The organism is Rhizobium yanglingense (genome assembly GCF_977109285.1).
The window spans coordinates 182,522-201,772 of sequence record NZ_CDSAWY010000002.1 but is presented as its reverse complement, the minus strand read 5'-3'; the positions used below and the strand labels follow the sequence as shown (position 1 = coordinate 201,772).

Genomic DNA, 19,251 nt, shown 5'->3' with positions numbered 1-19,251 from the left:
CAAACCCGTCATCTACAAGCACAAAAATTCAGAGAACGGTTTCATGGCATCGCGCGCGTATAATATTCCCAATTTGCTGACCTACGGCCGCATTCTCGCGGTACCGCTGATCGTCCTGTGCTTCTTTGTCGAGGGGCGGCTTGCGATCAGCAACACGGCGCGATGGGTCGCCCTTTGGATATTCATCATCGCTTCCCTCACCGATTTCCTGGACGGCTATCTGGCGCGCATCTGGAACCAGACTTCGAATATCGGCCGCATGCTCGACCCGATCGCCGACAAGCTCCTAGTCGCCTCGATCCTGCTCCTGGTTGCCGCGGACCAGACAATCGCCGGCTGGTCGATCTGGGCGGCAATCACCATCCTGTGCCGCGAAATCCTCGTTTCGGGACTGCGGGAATATCTCGCCGCCCTCAAGGTCAGCGTTCCCGTCACACGGATCGCCAAATGGAAAACGACGCTGCAACTGGTGGCTATCGCGTTCCTGCTTGCCGGTCCTGCGGGCGACGAGATTTTTCCCTATACGACGCAGATCGGCATAGGCCTGCTTTGGATCGCGGCGATTTTGACCATATATACCGGCTATGACTATTTCCGCGCCGGCTTGAAGCATATCGTGGATGACGAAGAATGACGCGTCTCGTCTATTTTGCCTGGGTGCGGGAACGGATCGGCAAGAGCGAGGAAGACATCGCCCTTCCCGCCTCCGTCGTCACCGTTGCCGATCTCCTCGGTCACTTGAAGACCCTGGGCGAAGAATACGAGATGGCGCTTCAATACGAAAACGTCATCCGCGTGGCGCTCGATCAGGAACACGCCGAACACGACGAACCGGTCGGCAATGCCCGGGAGATCGGGATTTTTCCGCCGATGACGGGCGGGTGACGGATGACGGACGCACGCTCGCGTTTCCGAGAAGACAAATGGAAACACTGCCTATAGAGACGGCTGCCCCACGCTTGTCCGTCATTCCTGTGCTTGTCACCGGAATCGAGCCACGGCGCGTCCACGCCGTGAATGACTCTCTTTGTCTTGCAAGAACGTCTTTCGCTCCCAAGGCGTTAGGCGCACCCGCTCCCTGTGACAAGCACGGCGACGAGGCAGTGCGTTTTGAGGTCAGCGCGCATCAGCAAAGGGGAAGCATGTCGTGAGCCCAGCCCCCACCATCCGCGTCCAGCGCGAAGATTTCGACCTGCAGACTGAAGTCGACCGGCTGAAAATGGCCGCGGCCGGCGTTGGAGCGGTCGTAACATTCTCCGGCCTGTGCCGCGACGAAGGCGGCACATTGGCAGCGCTGGAACTGGAACATTATCCGGGCATGGCCGAGGCGGAGATGACGCGCATCGCCGAGTTGGCGATCGACCGTTTTGGCCTGCTTGGGCTCACCGCCATCCACCGCTTCGGAAAAATCGCCGCAAGGGAAAATATCGTTCTGGTGATTGCCGCGGCGCCGCACAGGCAGGCGGCATTCGACGGCGCGAACTTCGTCATGGATTATCTGAAGACCTCCGCGCCCTTCTGGAAGAGGGAACATGGCATGGATGGCTCGGCAGGCGATTGGGTCTCTGCCAAGGACGCAGACGACGCTGCGCGCGACAAGTGGAAGTAGTCACGGAATGGCGCGCTCGCGCCGGCTCAGCACCAGCAGGAAGACGAGCAGCGAGAAGATGACGAAATCCCGCCAGAGGAACGGGCCGTAGGCGGTCCAGAGGGTTTCGGCAAAACCGATGCCTGCTGCACCGCCTGCGGATTTCAGCGGATCGGAATAGCCGCCGGCAGCGGCGATCATCAGCACCTTGAGGCCGAAGAGCAGACCCGCACCGAAATCCATCGAACCGTAATAGAAGGTCGTCAGGATGCCACAGCAGGTGGCGATGAAGACGGCGGCCACATAGGCAGCGAGGAACACGCGGATTGCGCTGACGCCGCAGAGTTCAGCGGCGAGCGGGTCGTCCGTCACCGCGCGCCAGATGCGACCCCAGGCGCTGCGGCGCAGCACCAGGCCGCCGACGGCGATCAGCGCACACATCAGCCCGGTATTGATAAGCTGGATATAAGTCAGCGTCACCTTGAAGGATGCGTCGCTCCAGAAAACGACGGTGCGGTTGAGGAAGGGCGATAGCCAGAGCTCCCGCGTATCGGAGGCCAACCGCGCCGTTTCCATGAGCAGGATGGTCACGCCGAGGGCTGCGACGATGACCGTATTCGGTGAACGTCGCACGAGCGGCTCAATAACGGAGCGGCCGATCCAGAAGCCGGCGCCGAGCGAATAGGCGAAAGACATGACGGCGCCGATCGCGAGCGATGCGGGCAGGACCAGCCAGAGACGGTTATAGGCGAAATCGGTGAACAGCAGCAGGATCTGTCCCGCGAAAGCGAAGACCGCACCATAGGTGATATCGGCGCGCTTGGTGACGCCGAAGGCAAGCGCATAGCCAAAGGCAAGCGCCGCGTAGAGCGCTGCCAACGGCACCGCGTTTGCCAGCTGCTGCAATAGATAACCCATCAGGAAACTCCAGATCCTCTGCAAATAATAACTGGCAAAACCTATTTTACCAGTTATATTTTCTCTATGATCTTTGCCTGGACCGCACATCGTTTTTCTGGCGGCGCGCTGGCGCTGGATGTCGCCAACAGCGTCATTCTGCGTCATGATGTAGCGCGCAGCATCGACCGCTTTGCGGCGGATGAACAGTTCGCGAGCTTTCCGCATGCGGCTGCGGAATTCTGCGCCGAGCGCGCCCTGTTCAGGGACGTTCTGCCGGTGGCGCCAGAAGACAGGCTGAATTTCATCGCGCTGCGCGAGGCGACGGACCGCTATTTCCGGCAACGGGCTTTGACAGGCAATGACGATCAACTCCTCGCGGACCTGCTTGGAAAACTTGCCGTAACCCTCCGCAATGCCAGGCCCAACGGGCTCGACGCGGCGACCGCGCATTCGGTGCTTCGCCTGATCGCGATGCCTGATCCGGAGCGCTTGAAGATATGCCGCAATTGCGGCTGGCTGTTCATAGACCGCAGCAAGAATAAAAGCCGTGCCTGGTGCGACATGGGCGTCTGCGGCAACCGCGCCAAGGCAAGCCGGCACTACCGCCGGAAGAAAGAGGACGCGACATGAAGATCAAGGTTATCACGGCGCTGGCGCTGAGCGCCGCGCTGCTCGCCGGCTGCCAGCGCGAGATGGAGAAGATGGTCGAAGTGAGCGGCCATATTTTCGTGTTCAATTATCGCGTCGCAAGCGCGACCTACCTCGTCACGTTGAAGAAGACTGCAGCCATTCCCGATGGCGCCGTGGCGATCGCGGAATTCGAGAACCCGGCCGGCGGCGACCCAATCGTGCTCACCGAGAAGATCTATCCGGGCTGGGACAAGATCACCCTCCAGAGCCCAAAAGTACACTGCATCCGCAAGGATAGACCTTATTCCGTAAAGATCCGTCTCGTCGATGCCGAGGGCGCGACGCTGCAGGAGTTGAAGACACAACTGGTCTCGGACGTCGATCAATCGATCCTGCCGAGCAAGCCGCTGGTTGTCGGGCCGCTCTATACGCAGAACCCGGATGTCTTCAAGCCGGACGGAACGACGGACTTCAGCAATACCGACAAGTGTCCCGCCGCATAACGAAAAAGCCGGAGCGAAGCTCCGGCTTTCAGAAACATTTCAAAGGCTTCAGCCTCCCGGCTGAAATTGCGATTCAGCCGACGATTTCGGTGTCGGAGAACCAGTATTTGATTTCCTGCGCAGCCGTTTCCGGAGCGTCGGAGCCGTGAACGGAGTTTTCGCCGATCGAAAGCGCGTGCACCTTGCGGATCGTGCCTTCGTCAGCGTTTGCCGGGTTCGTCGCACCCATGATTTCGCGGTTCTTGAGAATTGCGTTTTCGCCTTCGAGAACCTGCACGACGGTCGGGCCGGAGGTCATGGTGTCGACGAGTTCGCCGAAGAACGGACGCTCCTTGTGAACGGCGTAGAAGCCTTCAGCTTCGCGCTTGCTCATCCAAACGCGCTTGGAAGCAACGACGCGCAGGCCCGCATCTTCCAGCATCTTGGTGATAGCGCCCGTCAGGTTGCGCTTCGTTGCGTCCGGCTTGATCATCGAAAAGGTGCGTTCAATCGCCATTGGGTCAAATCCTCTGGTTTAGCGGGAAAAGTGGGCGGTCTTTATCCGCCCCTAGCCCCGAAAACAAGGGGGACGCGGCAATTTCACGCCGTTGTCATAGTGCGGCCCCTGCCTTGATAACAGATCAAGGCAGCGCTCGAACCAACTCTTCACATCTTCCCCGCCCGAAAGGACTGGGATTTTCAGCGGCGGCCCAGGTCGCCCTTTCGCGTTCTCGGGAGACGGGTTTAAACCGCCTTCGATGGCCGTGTTCCGGCCGCAAGGATGTTGACCGCCGCGTTGACGTCGGCATGGTCTGCGCGTCCGCAGGAGAGGCAGAGGAACGTCGCTTGGTTTTCTTCTCTTGGTTTTCGCGGTTTCCCTTGTCCCTCGACCCTAATTCGCAGCAGGTCACGGACGTGTATCCCAGGATCGACCTTCACGAGTTGCCGCCACGGTCTTGCCTTGATCGCGGCTTTCGGCCAAAACGCCGCCCATGATCACGATTACCGACATTTCGGCCCGCATCGCCGGGCGCCTTCTCCTCGACAATGCCAGCGTGACGCTTCCTGCGGGCACGAAGGCTGGCCTTGTGGGGCGGAACGGCGCGGGCAAATCTACGCTTTTCAGGATCATCACCGGCGATCTCGGCGCAGAAACGGGCTCAGTTTCCATACCGAAGAACGCCCGCATCGGCCAGGTGGCGCAGGAAGCACCGGGCACGGAAGATTCGCTGATCAAGATCGTGCTGTCCGCCGACAAGGAGCGCGCCGCGCTGCTTGCCGAATCCGAGATCGCGACCGATGCGCACCGGATTGCGGAAATCCAGATGCGGCTTGTCGATATCGATGCGCATTCGGCAGAGGCGCGGGCGGCAAGCATTCTTGCCGGCCTCGGCTTCGACCAGGATGCCCAGCAGCGCCCGGCCTCGGCCTTCTCCGGCGGCTGGCGCATGCGCGTGGCCCTTGCCTCAGTGCTCTTTGCCGAACCCGATCTCCTGCTTCTCGACGAGCCGACGAACTATCTCGACCTCGAAGGTACGCTCTGGCTGGAAGACTATGTGCGGCGCTATCCGCACACGGTCATCATCATCAGCCATGACCGCGACCTTCTGAACAATGCCGTCAATTCGATCGTCCATCTCGACCAGAAGAAGCTGACCTTCTACCGCGGCGGCTACGACCAGTTCGAGCGGCAAAAGGCGGAAGCCGACGAATTGCAGACGAAAGCGAAGGCCAAGAACGAGGCCGCGCGCAAACATCTGCAGAGTTTCATCGACCGCTTCAAGGCAAAGGCCTCCAAGGCGCGCCAGGCGCAGAGCCGCGTCAAGGCGCTGGAGCGCATGGGCACGGTCGCCGCGGTGATCGAAAATCATGTGCAGCCGATCACTTTCCCGGAACCGGAAAAGCAGCCGGCATCGCCGATCGTCGCCATCCAGAGCGGCGCCGTCGGTTACCAACCGGGCAAGCCGATCCTCGAGAACATCAGCCTTCGCATCGACAACGACGACCGCATCGCGCTGCTCGGCTCCAACGGCAACGGCAAGTCGACCTTCGCAAAATTCATCGCCGGCCGGCTTTCGGCCGAAAGCGGCGACATCAAACTCGCACCGAGCCTGAAGATCGGCTTTTTCGCCCAGCACCAACTCGACGATCTCGTCCCCAACGAGTCGCCGGTCGAGCATGTGCGCCGCCTGATGCCCGCAGCGCCCGAGGCCAAGGTCCGCGCCCGGGTGGCGCAGATGGGACTTTCGACGGAGAAGATGTCGACCGCCGCCAAGGATCTTTCTGGCGGCGAGAAGGCCCGCCTGCTGATGGGGCTTGCCGCATTCCACGCGCCGAACCTTCTCATTCTCGACGAGCCGACCAACCACCTGGACATCGACAGCCGCCGCGCTTTGATAGAAGCGCTTAACGACTACGATGGCGCCGTGATCCTCATCTCGCACGACCGCCATCTCATCGAGGCGACGGTCGACCGTCTCTGGCTGGTCAACAACGGCACGGTTTCGAATTTCGAGGGCGATATGGAGGAATACCGCAACCTCGTCGTCTCTTCGGGCAAAAAAAAAGACGAAAGGCCTGATCTGAGCGAAGAGCCCGCCTCCAAGGCGGATCAGCGCAAGGCGAATGCCGGCAGGCGCGCCTCGCTCGCGCCGCTCAGGAAAAAGATCAACGAAATCGAATCATTGACGGCGAAGCTGGAGAAACAGATTCAGGAGCTCGATGCGGAACTTGCCGATCCGGCGCTCTACGAAAAGGCGCCGGCAAAGGCCAGCGAGAAAGCCAAGCAGCGTGGCGAGGCAGCCGCAAAGCTCGCAGCCGCCGAAGAACAGTGGCTGGAGCTTTCGGCCGAATATGAGGACGCCATGGCAGGCTAGGTGTCGCGCCTTGTCGATCTGCACGTGACAAGCCAGCTTGCCCGGCGCTAACATTCTGATAAAACACCGCCCAATAAATCATACTTTTGTGCGAAACACCGAACGCGAGCTTCAGCCATGTCACCCATCAACCTCGCCATCGTCGGCGTCGGCAAGATCGTCCGCGACCAGCACCTCCCCTCGATCGCCAAGAATCCGGATTTCAAGCTTATCGCGACGGCAAGCCGCCACGGCACCGTCGACGGCATCCAGAGCTTCACAAGCATCGAGGCCATGCTCGACGCCGTGCCTGAGATCGACGCCGTGTCGCTTTGCATGCCGCCGCAATATCGCTACGAGGCAGCCCATAAGGCGCTTTCTGCCGGCAAGCACGTCTTCCTCGAAAAGCCGCCGGGCGCGACCCTGAGCGAGGTCGCCGACCTCGAAGCGCTGGCCGCCGAAAAAGGCGTCTCGCTCTTTGCAAGCTGGCATTCGCGCTATGCGGCTGCGGTCGAGGCCGCGAGAGCCTTCCTCGCCTCGACGAAGATCGAAAGCGTCCACGTCATCTGGAAGGAGGACGTGCGCCACTGGCATCCGAATCAGGACTGGATCTGGCAGGCGGGCGGGCTCGGCGTTTTCGATCCGGGTATCAATGCGCTGTCAATCGTCACCCATATCCTGCCGAAGGCGATCTTCCTGACGAGCGCCACGCTGGAGTTTCCGGAAAACCGCGACGCGCCGATTGCGGCCGACATGCATTTCAAGAATGCCGACGATGTTCCGGTTCACGGCGAATTCGACTGGCGCCAAACCGGCAAACAGAGTTGGGACATCATTGCCGAGACGGCAGCCGGCAAGATGGAGCTTGCGGAAGGCGGATCGAAGCTTTCCGTCAACGGCGAACTGAAATTCTCCGCTCCGGAAGAGGAATATCCGGCGCTCTACCGGCGCTTCGCAGAGATCATCACGGCAGGCAAGTCGGATGTCGACCTCGCACCGCTACGTCACGTTGCCGACGCCTTCATGCTCGGCAAGCGGAAGTTCGTGGAAGCATTCCACGACTGACCGACACATCGTCGGCCGGCTGCCAGTGCTAGCGTTGACTGTTAGAGTGGCAAGATCGAGCCTCGCCAAGGACGTCCAATACGATGCAGCAGGAGCAAGACGAATCTTTCGGGTTGGGCGTGCGTCATTTGACCGTCACGCTCGCCGCTCCCGACGCCAGGTGGCGGGAAGCCTATGCGCTGGAAGAGGCTAGAATCCGAGGTGCGCTCGGATCTCTGGCGCTCGACATCCAGCATTTCGGCAGCACCGCCATCCCGGCGATCAAAGCAAAACCAATCATCGACATTCTGATCGGCGTCAGACGTTTCGAAGACGGAGCGACCTGTGTCGGCCCGATGGAACAGATCGGCTACGATTATGCTGGAGCCGATATCGTGCCCGACGACTACATCTTCGGCCGCGGCATCAAGGGCGAGACGCGCACGCACCTCGCCCATATCGTCGAATATCAGGGTCACAATTGGAAGCGGAACATTCTTTTCCGCGATAGGCTTCGGAGCGATCCCATTCTCGTCCAAGCCTATGAAGAGCTGAAGATCGATCTTGCGCGGAAATATGCCCAAAATCGCGCCGCTTATACCGCCTCGAAGAAGGCTTTCATCGACAAGGTCGTGACGGACGGCGGTCTTGTCTGACCTGGGCGGTCAGGCCTTCTTCTCCCAGCGTCCCTCCGGCGTCTGCTGCCAATAGGTGAGGCTATGCCCCTCACTCTTCAGCCTCTTCCACTGGGCCCGCGCGGCTTCGAGCTGCTCCTGGTCGTATCCGTCGAACATGAAGACGATGCGCTCATAAGTGTCCAGCGACGGCGGTTCGGCGCCGTCGACGACGAAACGCACGGTCGCAGCGTTGGCGTTTCCGGCCGATGCCGTCACCAGGACGGGCTGATCTTCGGCGAATTCAGCCTCGTCGGTGCCGTGCGGCAAAAAGCTGTCTTCGCGGAAAGTCCACAGGTGCGCGTCGAGCGCATCCCTTCGAGCCGTTTCCTTCACCTGGATCGCGACACGCCAGCCGCGCCCGACGCTCTTGTCGACGAGCGGCGGCAGCGCGTCCTCCAGCTTGGATTCGGTCAGATGATAGAACAGCACTTCCGTCATTGCGCAATCAGGCTTCGTAGTGGTCGCGCACCAGGCGATCCAGCAGGCGGACGCCGAAGCCGGAGCCCCAGGACTGGTTGATCTCATCCAGCGGCGAGCCCATCGCGGTGCCCGCGATATCGAGGTGCGCCCAGCGGGTGTCCTGCACGAAGCGCTTGAGGAAATGCGCCGCCGTGATCGAACCTGCATAGCGGCCGCCGGTGTTTTTCATGTCGGCGAACTTGCTGTCGATCATCTTGTCGTATTCCTTGCCGAGCGGCATGCGCCAGACCTTCTCGCTTGTGGAGAAGCCGGCCTCCGTCAACTGGCCGGCAAGCGCGTCGTCGTTCGAAAACAGGCCGGCATAGACGCTGCCGAGCGCCACGATGACAGCGCCTGTCAGCGTCGCAAGGTTGACCATGAACTGCGGCTTGAAGCGGTCGTTGCAGTACCAAAGCGCGTCGCAGAGCACGAGACGCCCCTCGGCATCGGTGTTGATAACCTCGATCGTCTGGCCGGACATCGAGGTGACGATATCACCCGGGCGTTGGGCATTGCCGTCCGGCATGTTCTCGACAAGGCCGATGATGCCGACCGCGTTGACGGCCGCCTTGCGCGCCGCAAGCACATGCATGAGGCCGGTAACGGCCGCCGCACCGCCCATATCGCCCTTCATGTCTTCCATGCCCGCTGCCGGCTTGATCGAGATGCCGCCTGTATCGAAGACGACGCCCTTGCCGATGAAGGCGACGGGACGCTCCTTGGCCTTTCCGCCCTTCCACTGCATGATGGCAAGGCGCGGCGGACGGACGGAACCCTGGGCGACGCCGAGCAGCGCCCCCATGCCGAGGCGCTTCATCTCGCGCTCCGTCAGGATTTCGACCTCGACACCGAGCTTTTCCAGTTCCTTTGCCTTCGCGGCGAACTCGACGGGGCCAAGGACGTTCGGCGGTTCGTTCACGAGATCGCGCGCCAGGTTGACGCCATCGGCGACAGTTTCGGCATCGGCAAAGGCCTTCCTTGCGCCAGCTGCATCGGCGGTAACGATAGTAACCTTGCCCTTGCCGCTCGCCTTGTCCTCGTCATCGGTCTTCTTCGTCTTGTAGGTGTCGAAGCTGTAGCCCCGCAGCAACATGCCGAGCGCGAAATCGGCCCCAGCCCTGGCATCGACGCCAACGCCCGGCGCGTCGATGAAGACTGTCGCCTTCTCGGCTCCCTTGATCTTCGAGGCAGCCGTACCGCCAGCCTTCAGCCAGTCATGCGCCGTCAGTTCTTCGGCCTTGCCGAGACCAACCACGATGACGCGTTCGGCCGGCGAGCCTTCGGGGGCGACAAGATCAAGCGTACTCACCGGTTTTGCCGAGAATTTGGCAATTTTCGCGGCCCTGGCGATGACACCGGCCGGGTCGGCGATCTCAGCTCCCGCAGCCAAATCGGCGTCGCTTGCCTTCAACAGAATGGTCAGTCCGCCGCTGATCTTGGCCGACTTTGAAAATGAGATATCGAATTTGGCTGCCATGTTTTCTCCATTCGGATTCTGCGGAATCCAACCGGCGGCGATAATTTCGGGTTTCAGCGTCGAAAACAAGGCTTGATCGGGAAGCCATGGACAAATCCGCGATACCGAGTTAAAAAGCAACTGTGCTTGAGATGGTGCCGAAAACCACGAGAAGAATGCCCTGACGTGACCGCTAGTCTTGCAGACAAATTATCCGGCTCCCAAGTTCGCTTTCCGCCCAGCGCGGGAGGTACATTCATCGGCCTCTTCTGTCTGTGGTGGACGCTGCTTCTGATATTCCATACCTTCCCGCAGGTCGACATCCTAGCGTCGTGGCATTTCTTTCTCGTCGATACCTGCAAAGCCTCGGACGCAGCGGCACAGGTTTGCGGACATTTCCCCTCCCGTCAGACAGCCTTTCTGGACACGCTCAGAACGATCTTCTTCCGGCTGCCGTATGTTGTGGCGGCCGTTCAACTCGCCATGCTGATCGCCTGCTACTGGCGTCACGGTGCTACGTTCAACGCGCTTCGGGCCCGAAATCTCAAGATCGCTCTGGCATCGCTGCTGCTCGGACCCGGCCTTATCGCGAACGTCATCCTCAAGGAGCATTGGGGCCGGCCGCGGCCGATCGAGACTCTCAATTTCGGCGGTACCCTCGATTTTGTGCAGGCGGGATCGCTTGCCGGAAAGTGCATTTCGAACTGCTCGTTTGTCTCCGGAGAGGCGGCAAGCGCCGGCTGGCTGCTCTGTCTCGTCATGCTGATACCACAGCCGGCACGAACCGGACTATTCCTGCCGATTCTGGCGATCTCGTTCCTCACGCCGCTGATGCGGCTTTCCTTCGGCGCGCACTACCTTTCCGATATCGTACTCGGCTGGCTATTGGCGATTGTCGTTTTTGCCGGCGTGTATGCGTTTACCGAATTCATCACACAGGCCCAAAAAATTCTGAATTTTGAATGAAATTTTGACACCTGCTTGTCGCAAAAGCGCAGCAAAGAGCTTAGATGGTTCCTGCTGCGATGCTTCCGCTTCGCAGGTGCGTTCAAGGGCAGGCATGAAACTACTTGAAATCTACATATTGCGGCGCGTCGGCCAGATGTTTCTCGTAGCGCTGCTGCCGGTGCTCGCGATCATATGGACGACCCAGGTCCTGCAGCGCATCAACCTGGTCACCGATAGCGGTCAGTCGATCGGCTCGTTCGCCAAGCTTGCGACGCTGATCCTGCCGTCGATTATTCCTGTCGTCTTGCCTTTCGCCCTTGTGATCGGCGTCACGCAGACGCTGACAACGATGAACAACGATTCGGAGCTGACCGTTATCGATGCGGCCGGTGCCAAGCGAAACATCATCATCCGGCCGATCCTGCTGCTTGCGGCTGTCATTAGCGCGTTCTCCTTCTTCGTCGACAACGTCGTCGAGCCGAAGGCAAAGACCGGTGCGCGCCAGATGATTGCGGCGGCCTATGCCGATCTTCTGTCCACCGTCATCGAAGAAAAGAACTTCCGCAGGATCGATGAGGGTCTCTATGTGCAGATTTCCGAGCGGCTGGCCGGCCGCGTGCTGAGGGGCCTGTTCGTCGTCGACGAGCGCGATCCTGCCTTCGACATGATCTATTATGCGCGCGAGGGCGCCGTCGACGATACGGGAACATCGCTCATCATGCGCGACGGCGAGGTTCAGCGCAAAGCCCGCGACGGCAACGTCTCGATTATCAAATTCGATTCCTATTCTTTCGATCTCTCCGATCTGACGCAGAACCGCGGACAGGCGACGCTCCGCGCCAGCGACCGCGACCTGGGCTTCCTGCTCAATCCGGATCCGGCCGACAAGGATTACATCGCCAAGGCCGCAATCATACCGTGCCGAACTTCACAGACGGCTGACGGACTGGGTTCTGCCTTTCGTTTTGGCGCTGATTTCGCTGGCGATCGCCGGTGACGCGCGTTCGCATCGCGAGGCGCGCCTGCACCCGATGGTCACGGCTTTGACCTTTTCCTTTGCGCTGCGCTGGGCGTCGTTCTACGCCGCGAACCAGATCGACACCAATCCGTTTTACATCGGCGTGCTCTATGCGATTCCGGTCGTGGCCGGCGTCGCGGCGAGCGGCTTCCTCAATATGCACAAGCGCCTTTCGATTCCGGCCGCCGTGGGCGAACGTGCCGCCGGCATCTGGCACAGAATCGAGCGGCTGACTGCCTTCTGCGCTCGGAAAGACGCCCGGAGGCAGCGCATGATCTTCGGCACCTCGGGCACGCTACTTCTTGCCGCTACTCTGCGATCAACGATCTGGTTCTTCCTCGGAATCATCTCGATTGTCTTTCTTATCGATTTCAGCGAGACGGCAGGCCGAATGTCCGGGCTTCCGGGCTATACCGTTGCCGGTGGCCTGCTGATGACGGCCGTCCGACTGCCGCTCATCATCCAGCAGACCGTTCCGTTCATTGCGCTCTTTGTCGGAATGACGGTGCTGATCGGGTTGAACCGCAAGTATGAACTCGTGGTGGCGCGCGCAGCCGGCATCTCGGTATGGCAGTTCATGTCGCCCTTCATCGCCGGTGCCTTCCTGCTCGGCATCCTGACGATGGCGGTCATCAATCCGCTCGCGGCCTGGGGCCAGCGTCAGGCGGCACTGGTGGAGACCGATTGGCGCGGCCAGGAGAAGGCGACAAGCAGTAAGCCGCAGGTTCCCTGGCTGCGCCAGATCAGCGGAAAGGACGACGTCATCATCGGCGCTCGTACGATTCAGCAGAACGGAACGCTGCTGATCGATGCCGTTTTGATCCACTTCGATTCGGATGGCCGCGTGATTCTGCGCCAGGATGCAGCTTCCGCAAAATTGGAAGATGGTTACTGGCTCCTTAAGAACGTTACCGAGCGCCGGCCAGGGCGAAATCGCGGTCCGCAAGGATACGGTCCAGCTTCGCACCAATTTGAAACAAGACTTCGTCCAGGAGCGCCTGACATCGCCTGAAACCATTGCTTTTTTTGATCTTTCCAATCGAATAGCAATTGCAAAATCCTTCGGTGTTCCGACGAAGGCGCTGGAGACGCAATTTCACTCATTGCTGTCTCCAGCCACTGCTGCTTGTCGCGATGACTCTCATTGCTGCAACAGTGTCTTTAAAATTTAGCCGGTTCAACCAGTCGAGGTCGGTGATTCTGGGTGGAATCCTTTCGGGCTTCGTGCTTTATGTCGTCAACGTGCTTGTAAAGGCATTTGGAAGCAGCGGAGTCGTACCGCCTTTCGTGGCGGCGTGGATTCCGGTCGTCGTCGCGCTGGCCCTGGGCGCAACGATTCTGCTTCATCAGGAGGACGGCTAGTGGCGGCAGGCGACCGCAAGACTCTTAGTAAACAGTTGGTTGCCCTGCTCGCAGGGGCGACTCTGCTCTGGCTATTCTGGAAGCATTCCTGCCGGTGTTCGCGCAGGAGAATTCGACGTTGCAGAAGCTGCAGCCGAAGATCGATCCCGAAGCGAAAATGATGCTTTCGGCCAACGAGCTCGTCTACAACCGCGACCAGCAGATCGTCTCCGCAGTCGGGGGCGTCCAGATCAACTATGCGGGCTACAGAATGGTGGCCCAGCGCGTCGAATACAACCAGAAGACGCGGCCGCATGATGGCGGTCGGCAATATCGAGCTGATCAGCCCCGACGGCAATCGCATGTATTCCGACAAGCTCGACGTGACCGACGACTTCGCCGAAGGCTTCGTCAATGCGCTGCGCATCGAGACCACGGACAACACACGCATCGCGGCCGAAAGCGGCGAGCGCGTCAACGACAACCTGATGATCCTCAACAAGGGCGTCTACACCGCATGCCTTCCCTGCGCCGAGCGGCCCGAACGACCGCCTTTGCTGGCAGGTCAAGGCCGAGCGCGTCATTCAGAACGGCGAAAAACATACGATCCGGCTGGAGAAGGCACGCTTCGAATTGCTCGGCCATCCGATCGCCTTCCTCCCCTGGATCGAGGTCCCGGACCAGACGGTCAAGCGGAAGTCCGGCTTCCTGTTCCCGAGTTTTAGCATCATCGAGAACCTCGGATTCGGCGTCACCGTCCCCTACTACTACGTCTTCTCGCCCAGCATGGACCTGACGGTCAGCGGCACCGGCTACACGAATCAGGGCTTCCTGCTCGACGCGGAGTTCCGGCAGCGTTTCGAGAACGGCACGCATACCCTGCGCGTAGCGGGCATCAACCAGATGCAGCCCGGAGAGCTTCACCGCGGGACACAAGCGACCAGGAGGCCGATGACCGCGGAATGATCGGATCCAAGGCAGAGTTCAAGATCAATCCCCGCTGGGCATTCGGCTGGGATGTCATGGTGCAGAGCGATAATAACTTCTCGCGTACCTACGAACTCAAAGGGTTCAACGAGACAACCCATGTCAACCAAGTCTACCTGACCGGCCTCGGGAAGCGGAATTACTTCGACATCAGGTCGTTCTACTTCGATGTTCAGGACTCCGATCCGCATAGCGAGGAAGAAAAGCAGCAGGCGATCGTCTATCCCGTGATAGACTATCATGCCGTGGCTCCGCAGCCGCTGGCCGGCGGCGAATTGTCGCTCGACGTCAACTTCACGAATATTTCGCGCACCCATGACAGTTTCTTCGACAATCCGGCAGGTGATGATCGCTTCTCACTGAAGGGGCAGACATCGCGTCTGACCGGCGAACTCGAGTGGAAGCGAACTTTCGTGACGCCGCAGGGCGTACTCATCACGCCTCTGCTCGCCGCGCGCGGCGATGCACTGGCGTTGAATGTGGACGATCCCAACTCCATCAGCGGGACGTCCGTATACAACGGCGACTTCGAAAACGGTGATGGCGCAACGCGCGGGATGATTACCGCTGGCCTGGAAGCGCGCTATCCGATTCTGATGACGACGGCCAACAGCACGCATGTCTTCGAGCCGATTGCCCAAGTCTACGCCCGTCCCGATGAGTCTCTGGCGGGCGCCCTGCCCAACGAGGACGCACAGAGCTTCGTCTTCGACGCGACGTCGCTCTTCGAGCGCGACAAGTACTCGGGTTACGATCGCATCGAGGGCGGCACGCGTGCCAATATCGGCTTCCAGTACACCGGCACCTTCGACAACGGCTACAAACTTCACGGCATTTTCGGCCAGTCCTATCATCTTGCCGGCCAGAACTCGTTCGCCACGGACGATCTCGTGAATGCGGGAGCGAATCAGGTCTTGAGACCGACCGTTCCGACTATGTCGGGCTCGGCGGCATCGAGACGCCGCAGGGCCTTTCCCTCGCCGCCTCGTACCGTCTGGACGAGAAGGATCTCTCTTTTCGCCGCGGCGATCTGACGGCCGGATTCCAGACCGATACATTCCAGAGCCAGCTTCTCTACACCCATATTTCGGCTCAGCCGGATTACGGATCGGCCGAAGACGGTGATGAAATCCAGACCAAGGCAACGGTCAAGTTCAGGGACTACTGGTCCGTCTTCGGCGGCATTGCGTGGGATCTCAACAACGACGTCGTCAGCAGGAAGACGCTCGGCCTCTCCTATGAAGACGAATGCACGATCTTCACGATCGCCTATACTTCAAAACGCGATACAAGCGACGAGTCGGCAAGCGACTGGAGCATTGGCGCCAGACTTACGTTCCGCACGCTCGGCGATGTCAACGTCGGATATTCTGACGATATCGAAAAGAATATCTACAATAATTGATTGCGATATTGGACGGCGAAAGAAAGCGAGCCTTTCTTTCGCCGCAACACTATGCAGGACATTGCCGTCAATCGGGTTATGAGGCATAGGGATGTCGCTTGGGGGCGGCATCCGGCCTCGGCAAAGCTGTGTACACGCGCACTTGCTGCCGCAGCGTCTATGGCAAGCCATCGACACATGATTCGCGCGAGAAAGACTGTCACGACTCTGTTTGCCGGCGCTGCCTTCTGCGTGCTCGCGGCGCTTGTTCGGCCACAGGGCGGTTCCGCATTTGCCGCCAGCGAAGTCAAGGCCGTCGTCAACGGGGTGGCGCTGACCACGGGCGACGTCGCAAGGCGCCAGGCGTTCCTTCGTCTCCAGCACCAGAAGGCCGATGCGAAGACGGCGGAAGAATCGCTCGTTGACGAGACCCTGAAGCGTCAGGAAATCTCGCGGGTGCGCATGTCCGTCTCCAAAGGAAGACGTCGATGCGTCCTCTGCGCGCTTTGCGTCCGGAAACAAGCTCTCCACCGAGCAGCTTACCCAAATTCTCACTCAGGCCGGGGTCGGCGCCGATCATTTCAAGCAGTATATTGCCGTGCAAATGAGCTGGCCGCGCGTCGTCAATGCGCGCTACGGGTCGAGCGCCCGCATGCTCCAGCAGCGACCTCGTCAGCCGCATGATGGAGAACAACAAGCGAAAGAAGCCGGTCACGACCGAATACGTGCTTCAGCAGATCATCTTCGTGGTGCCGCAAGCGAAGAAGGGCATGCCCGGGCAAGCGCAAGAGCGAGGCCGAAGCCTCCCGTTCGAAATATCCGGGCTGCGAACAGGCAAAGGTCTTTGCAGCAACGATGCGCGACGTCTCGGTCCGCGAACTCGGCCGCGATCCTCGCGCCGGAACTTCCCGGCCGAGTCGGAAGCCGTTGGTCGAGCAGGCCAAGGGCAATACCACGGCGACCCGCGTGACGGACAAGGGCGTGGAGTATCTTGCGATCTGCAGCCAGCGCGAGGTGTCCGACGACACCGCCGCTGAGATCGTGTTCCGCCAGGAGGAACCTCGACAAGGCCAAGGCCGGCAAGAGCGCCCCGGAAAACGAAAACGCTGCCAAATATCTCGAAGAGCTGCGCACGAAGGCGCAGATCATCTATCGCTGACCGCCGTGGCTACCCCGTTTTCGCGACCGCTTGCGCTGACGCAAGGCGATCCGGCCGGCATTGGCCCGGACATAACCCTGATGGCCTGGCTGAGGCGGCGTGAGCTCGGCCTGCCGCCCTTCTTTCTGATCGGCGATCCTGACGTGCTGGCAGTAAGAGCACGGCAGCTCGATCTATCCGTCGCGATAGCCGAGGCGAACGCCGCAACGGCCGCGGATGTCTTTGCCGGTGCTCTCCCCGTCATGCCTGTTCCTGCGGGCGTCGAGGTGGCTGCCGGCGAGCCGCATGTCGCGACTGCAACGGGTACGATCGCTGCGATCGAAACGGCCGTATCGTTGGTCGTCAAGGGCGAGGCAGCGGGCGTCGTCACCAACCCCATCGCCAAAGCTGTTCTTTACGAGGCCGGCTTCAAGTTTCCGGGCCACACCGAATTCCTTGCTGATCTCGCGAGCCGCGCGACCGGCAATCCGGTCAGGCCGGTGATGATGCTTGCCGGACCGAAGTTGCGGGCGATACCGGTTACCATTCACATCCCGATCAAGGACGTGCCGCAGGCTTTGAGCGGTGAATTGATCGCAGAGACAGTGCCGTATCGCACATTCCGATCTCACGCACCGCTTCGGCATCGAACGGCCGCGCCTTGCCGTCGCCGGTCTCAATCCGCATGCCGGCGAAAACGGAACGATGGGACGCGAGGACGAAGACATCATTCATCCCGCCATACAGCTTCTGCGCTCCGAGGGCATCGACGCGATCGGCCCCCTGCCCGCCGATACCATGTTCCACGACGAGGCTCGCGCCCGGTATGATGTCGCAGTCTGCATGTATCACGATCAGGCCCTGATCCCGGTCAAGGCGCTCGGCTTCGACAATATCCGGTGCGAATGTGACGCTCGGCCTGCCTTTCGTGCGGACATCGCCGGATCATGGCACAGCCTTTGGCATTGCCGGCAAGGGCATCGCGCGCGAAAAGAGCCTGATTGCCGCCCTCAAGCTTGCAGCCCATCTCAGTCGTCCCGCGGAACACCGCTGATGGCTGCGCTCGATGGTCTGCCGCCGCTTCGCGACGTGATCCAGCGTCACGGCCTCGATGCGCGCAAGGCGCTCGGGCAAAACCTCCTTCTCGACCTCAACCTGACGCAGAAGGTCGCCCGGCACGGCAGGATCGCTGGAAGGCTGCACCTGTCTTCGAAGTGGGACCTGGACCCGGCGGGCTGACGCGCGCCATCCTGGCGCTGGGTGCGAAGAAGGTGATTGCCGTCGAGCGTGATCCGCGCTGCCTGCCAGCACTGGCGGAAATATCCGCTCATTATCCTGGCAGGCTCGAGGTCATGGGCGGCGATGCGCTGAAGACCGATTTCGAGGCGCTGGCGCCTGGGGGACCCGTCAAGATCATCGCCAATCTTCCGTACAATGTCGGCACGCAACTGCTGGTAAATTGGCTGCTGCCAAAAGAGTGGCCGCCGTTTTCGGGAATCCTTGACGCTTATGTTCCAGAAAGAGGTCGGCGAGCGCATCGTCGCCGAACAGGATGACGACCACTATGGCCGCCTCGGCGGTACTCTGCGGGTGGCGCGCCGATGCCCGCATGGCTTTCGACGTATCGCCGCAAGCCTTCACGCCGCCTCCGAAGGTGACGTCGACGGTGGTGCATCTGACGCCGAAGGCAAACCCCATCCCCTGCGCCGTCGCCAATCTTGAAAGAGTAACACATGCGGCCTTCGGTCAGCGACGCAAGATGCTTCGCCAGAGCCTCAAGCCGCTCGGCGGCGAGACGCTGCTCAACAAGGTTGGTATAGACTCGCAGCGCCGCGCCGAAACGCTATCCGTCGAGGAATTCTGCCTGCTCGCGAATTCGCTTTAAAGAACCGGCGTCTCTTCCAGCAGTTTGGTGACGAAATCGTAGATGCCGTGCCGCCGGTCGCGGCGCAGGCGCTCGGCCCCCACGATTGCCTGCACGGCGTCGAAGGCAGTATCGAGATCGTCGTTGACGATGACATAGTCATATTCCCGCCAATGGGCGATTTCGGCGCGCGAATCGGCAAGCCGCGCAGCACCGACCTCTTCCGAGAATCTTCCGCACGGCGGTGAAGCCGTGATTGCAACTCGGTCATCGTCGGCGGCAGCACGAAGATGGATACGCACATCCGCCGACATCTTCTCCTGCAGTTGCTGGGCGCCCTGCCAATCGATGTCGAAAAGCATGTCGCGGCCTTCGGCCATCGCTGCTTCCACCGGTTCGCGCGGCGTGCCGTAGAAATTGCCGTGCACTTCAGCCCATTCCAACAGCGCATCGGAATCGCGCAGTCGCTCGAATTCGCGG

General features: G+C 60.5%; 14 protein-coding genes and 6 pseudogenes. 15 read left to right on the top strand and 5 right to left on the bottom strand.

Annotated elements, in window-relative coordinates:
* Positions 1–43 precede the first annotated feature (43 nt).
* The 3 genes from pgsA (at position 44) to ACW4PC_RS02150 (ending at position 1,609) form a co-directional block, all read left to right on the top strand.
* Complete coding sequence (gene pgsA, locus ACW4PC_RS02160) at positions 44–634, top strand: CDP-diacylglycerol--glycerol-3-phosphate 3-phosphatidyltransferase (RefSeq protein WP_022714716.1); 591 nt, start codon at positions 44–46, stop codon at positions 632–634.
* Positions 631–885, top strand: coding sequence for a molybdopterin converting factor subunit 1 (gene moaD, locus ACW4PC_RS02155; RefSeq protein WP_455872693.1), 255 nt, complete (start codon positions 631–633; stop codon positions 883–885). The genes pgsA and moaD overlap by 4 nt, the downstream gene beginning before the upstream one ends.
* Positions 886–1,147: 262 nt before the next feature.
* Positions 1,148–1,609 carry a molybdenum cofactor biosynthesis protein MoaE gene (locus tag ACW4PC_RS02150; protein ID WP_455872692.1) on the top strand — a complete coding sequence of 154 codons (462 nt, stop codon included), beginning with the start codon at positions 1,148–1,150 and terminating at the stop codon, positions 1,607–1,609.
* On the opposite strand, the gene ACW4PC_RS02145 is transcribed toward ACW4PC_RS02150, so the two are convergent.
* On the bottom strand, positions 1,610–2,506 hold the full coding sequence (locus ACW4PC_RS02145) for a branched-chain amino acid ABC transporter permease (RefSeq protein WP_455872691.1): 897 nt from the start codon (positions 2,504–2,506) through the stop codon (positions 1,610–1,612). It lies immediately after the preceding gene.
* Between the two features lie 66 nt (positions 2,507–2,572).
* Here ACW4PC_RS02145 and ACW4PC_RS02140 point away from each other — a divergent pair, with 66 nt between their 5' ends.
* On the top strand, positions 2,573–3,118 hold the full coding sequence (locus tag ACW4PC_RS02140) for a CGNR zinc finger domain-containing protein (protein ID WP_455872690.1): 546 nt from the start codon (positions 2,573–2,575) through the stop codon (positions 3,116–3,118).
* The gene (locus tag ACW4PC_RS02135) at positions 3,115–3,621 is read left to right on the top strand and encodes a hypothetical protein (RefSeq protein WP_455872689.1); all 507 of its coding nucleotides are present in this window, start codon (positions 3,115–3,117) and stop codon (positions 3,619–3,621) included. Before ACW4PC_RS02140 ends, ACW4PC_RS02135 begins: the two co-directional genes overlap by 4 nt.
* Positions 3,622–3,694: 73 nt before the next feature.
* Here ACW4PC_RS02135 and ndk read toward each other — a convergent pair whose 3' ends face one another.
* On the bottom strand, positions 3,695–4,117 hold the full coding sequence (gene ndk / locus ACW4PC_RS02130; protein ID WP_022714709.1) for a nucleoside-diphosphate kinase: 423 nt from the start codon (positions 4,115–4,117) through the stop codon (positions 3,695–3,697).
* A gap of 475 nt (positions 4,118–4,592) precedes the next feature.
* On the opposite strand from ndk, the gene abc-f reads away from it, so the two are divergent.
* The 3 genes from abc-f to ACW4PC_RS02115 all read left to right on the top strand — a co-directional run bounded on the left by abc-f (position 4,593) and on the right by ACW4PC_RS02115 (position 8,155).
* Positions 4,593–6,476, top strand: a complete 1,884-nt coding sequence (gene abc-f / locus ACW4PC_RS02125; RefSeq protein ID WP_455872688.1) for a ribosomal protection-like ABC-F family protein — start codon at positions 4,593–4,595, stop codon at positions 6,474–6,476.
* Positions 6,477–6,593: 117 nt separating this feature from the next.
* Entirely contained in the window at positions 6,594–7,520 is a 927-nt protein-coding gene (locus ACW4PC_RS02120; protein WP_455872687.1) for a Gfo/Idh/MocA family protein, read from the top strand.
* A gap of 83 nt (positions 7,521–7,603) precedes the next feature.
* Entirely contained in the window at positions 7,604–8,155 is a 552-nt protein-coding gene (locus tag ACW4PC_RS02115) for a GrpB family protein (protein WP_455872686.1), read from the top strand.
* Positions 8,156–8,164: 9 nt separating this feature from the next.
* Here the strand turns inward: ACW4PC_RS02115 and ACW4PC_RS02110 are convergent, their stop codons facing one another.
* Both ACW4PC_RS02110 and ACW4PC_RS02105 read right to left on the bottom strand, forming a co-directional pair.
* The gene (locus ACW4PC_RS02110) at positions 8,165–8,614 is read right to left on the bottom strand and encodes a DNA polymerase III subunit chi (protein WP_455872685.1); all 450 of its coding nucleotides are present in this window, start codon (positions 8,612–8,614) and stop codon (positions 8,165–8,167) included.
* Positions 8,615–8,621: 7 nt separating this feature from the next.
* Entirely contained in the window at positions 8,622–10,112 is a 1,491-nt protein-coding gene (locus tag ACW4PC_RS02105) for a leucyl aminopeptidase (protein ID WP_455872684.1), read from the bottom strand.
* 165 nt (positions 10,113–10,277) lie between these two features.
* Here ACW4PC_RS02105 and ACW4PC_RS02100 point away from each other — a divergent pair, with 165 nt between their 5' ends.
* The 7 genes and pseudogenes from ACW4PC_RS02100 (at position 10,278) to rsmA (ending at position 18,792) form a co-directional block, all read left to right on the top strand.
* Positions 10,278–11,057, top strand: a complete 780-nt coding sequence (locus ACW4PC_RS02100; RefSeq protein WP_455872683.1) for a phosphatase PAP2 family protein — start codon at positions 10,278–10,280, stop codon at positions 11,055–11,057.
* 94 nt (positions 11,058–11,151) lie between these two features.
* Positions 11,152–12,307 (top strand): annotated as a pseudogene (locus ACW4PC_RS02095) (LptF/LptG family permease); the annotation flags it as partial.
* Positions 12,308–12,328: 21 nt separating this feature from the next.
* Positions 12,329–13,419, top strand: a pseudogene (gene lptG / locus ACW4PC_RS02090) (LPS export ABC transporter permease LptG).
* A pseudogene (locus tag ACW4PC_RS02085) lies at positions 13,419–15,790 on the top strand (LPS-assembly protein LptD). The pseudogenes lptG and ACW4PC_RS02085 overlap by 1 nt, the downstream one beginning before the upstream one ends.
* Positions 15,791–15,967: 177 nt before the next feature.
* Positions 15,968–16,928: pseudogene (locus ACW4PC_RS02080) on the top strand (peptidylprolyl isomerase).
* A gap of 5 nt (positions 16,929–16,933) precedes the next feature.
* Positions 16,934–17,961: pseudogene (gene pdxA / locus ACW4PC_RS02075) on the top strand (4-hydroxythreonine-4-phosphate dehydrogenase PdxA).
* Positions 17,961–18,792, top strand: a pseudogene (gene rsmA / locus ACW4PC_RS02070) (16S rRNA (adenine(1518)-N(6)/adenine(1519)-N(6))-dimethyltransferase RsmA). The pseudogenes pdxA and rsmA overlap by 1 nt, the downstream one beginning before the upstream one ends.
* On the opposite strand, the gene ACW4PC_RS02065 reads toward rsmA, so the two are convergent.
* Positions 18,789–19,214, bottom strand: a complete 426-nt coding sequence (locus ACW4PC_RS02065; RefSeq protein ID WP_455872937.1) for a hypothetical protein — start codon at positions 19,212–19,214, stop codon at positions 18,789–18,791. The pseudogene rsmA and the gene ACW4PC_RS02065 sit on opposite strands and share 4 nt — an antisense overlap.
* Positions 19,215–19,251 lie beyond the last annotated feature (37 nt).

What these genes read in the sequence shown, in the direction of transcription:
- pgsA (WP_022714716.1), top strand. Translation starts at nt 44, where the DNA reads ATGGCATCGCGCGCGTATAATATTCCCAATTTGCTGACCTACGGCCGC.
- moaD (WP_455872693.1), top strand. Translation starts at nt 631, where the DNA reads ATGACGCGTCTCGTCTATTTTGCCTGGGTGCGGGAACGGATCGGCAAG.
- ACW4PC_RS02145 (WP_455872691.1), bottom strand. Translation starts at nt 2,506, where the DNA reads ATGGGTTATCTATTGCAGCAGCTGGCAAACGCGGTGCCGTTGGCAGCG.
- ACW4PC_RS02140 (WP_455872690.1), top strand. Translation starts at nt 2,573, where the DNA reads ATGATCTTTGCCTGGACCGCACATCGTTTTTCTGGCGGCGCGCTGGCG.
- ACW4PC_RS02135 (WP_455872689.1), top strand. Translation starts at nt 3,115, where the DNA reads ATGAAGATCAAGGTTATCACGGCGCTGGCGCTGAGCGCCGCGCTGCTC.
- ndk (WP_022714709.1), bottom strand. Translation starts at nt 4,117, where the DNA reads ATGGCGATTGAACGCACCTTTTCGATGATCAAGCCGGACGCAACGAAG.
- abc-f (WP_455872688.1), top strand. Translation starts at nt 4,593, where the DNA reads ATGATCACGATTACCGACATTTCGGCCCGCATCGCCGGGCGCCTTCTC.
- ACW4PC_RS02120 (WP_455872687.1), top strand. Translation starts at nt 6,594, where the DNA reads ATGTCACCCATCAACCTCGCCATCGTCGGCGTCGGCAAGATCGTCCGC.
- ACW4PC_RS02115 (WP_455872686.1), top strand. Translation starts at nt 7,604, where the DNA reads ATGCAGCAGGAGCAAGACGAATCTTTCGGGTTGGGCGTGCGTCATTTG.
- ACW4PC_RS02110 (WP_455872685.1), bottom strand. Translation starts at nt 8,614, where the DNA reads ATGACGGAAGTGCTGTTCTATCATCTGACCGAATCCAAGCTGGAGGAC.
- ACW4PC_RS02105 (WP_455872684.1), bottom strand. Translation starts at nt 10,112, where the DNA reads ATGGCAGCCAAATTCGATATCTCATTTTCAAAGTCGGCCAAGATCAGC.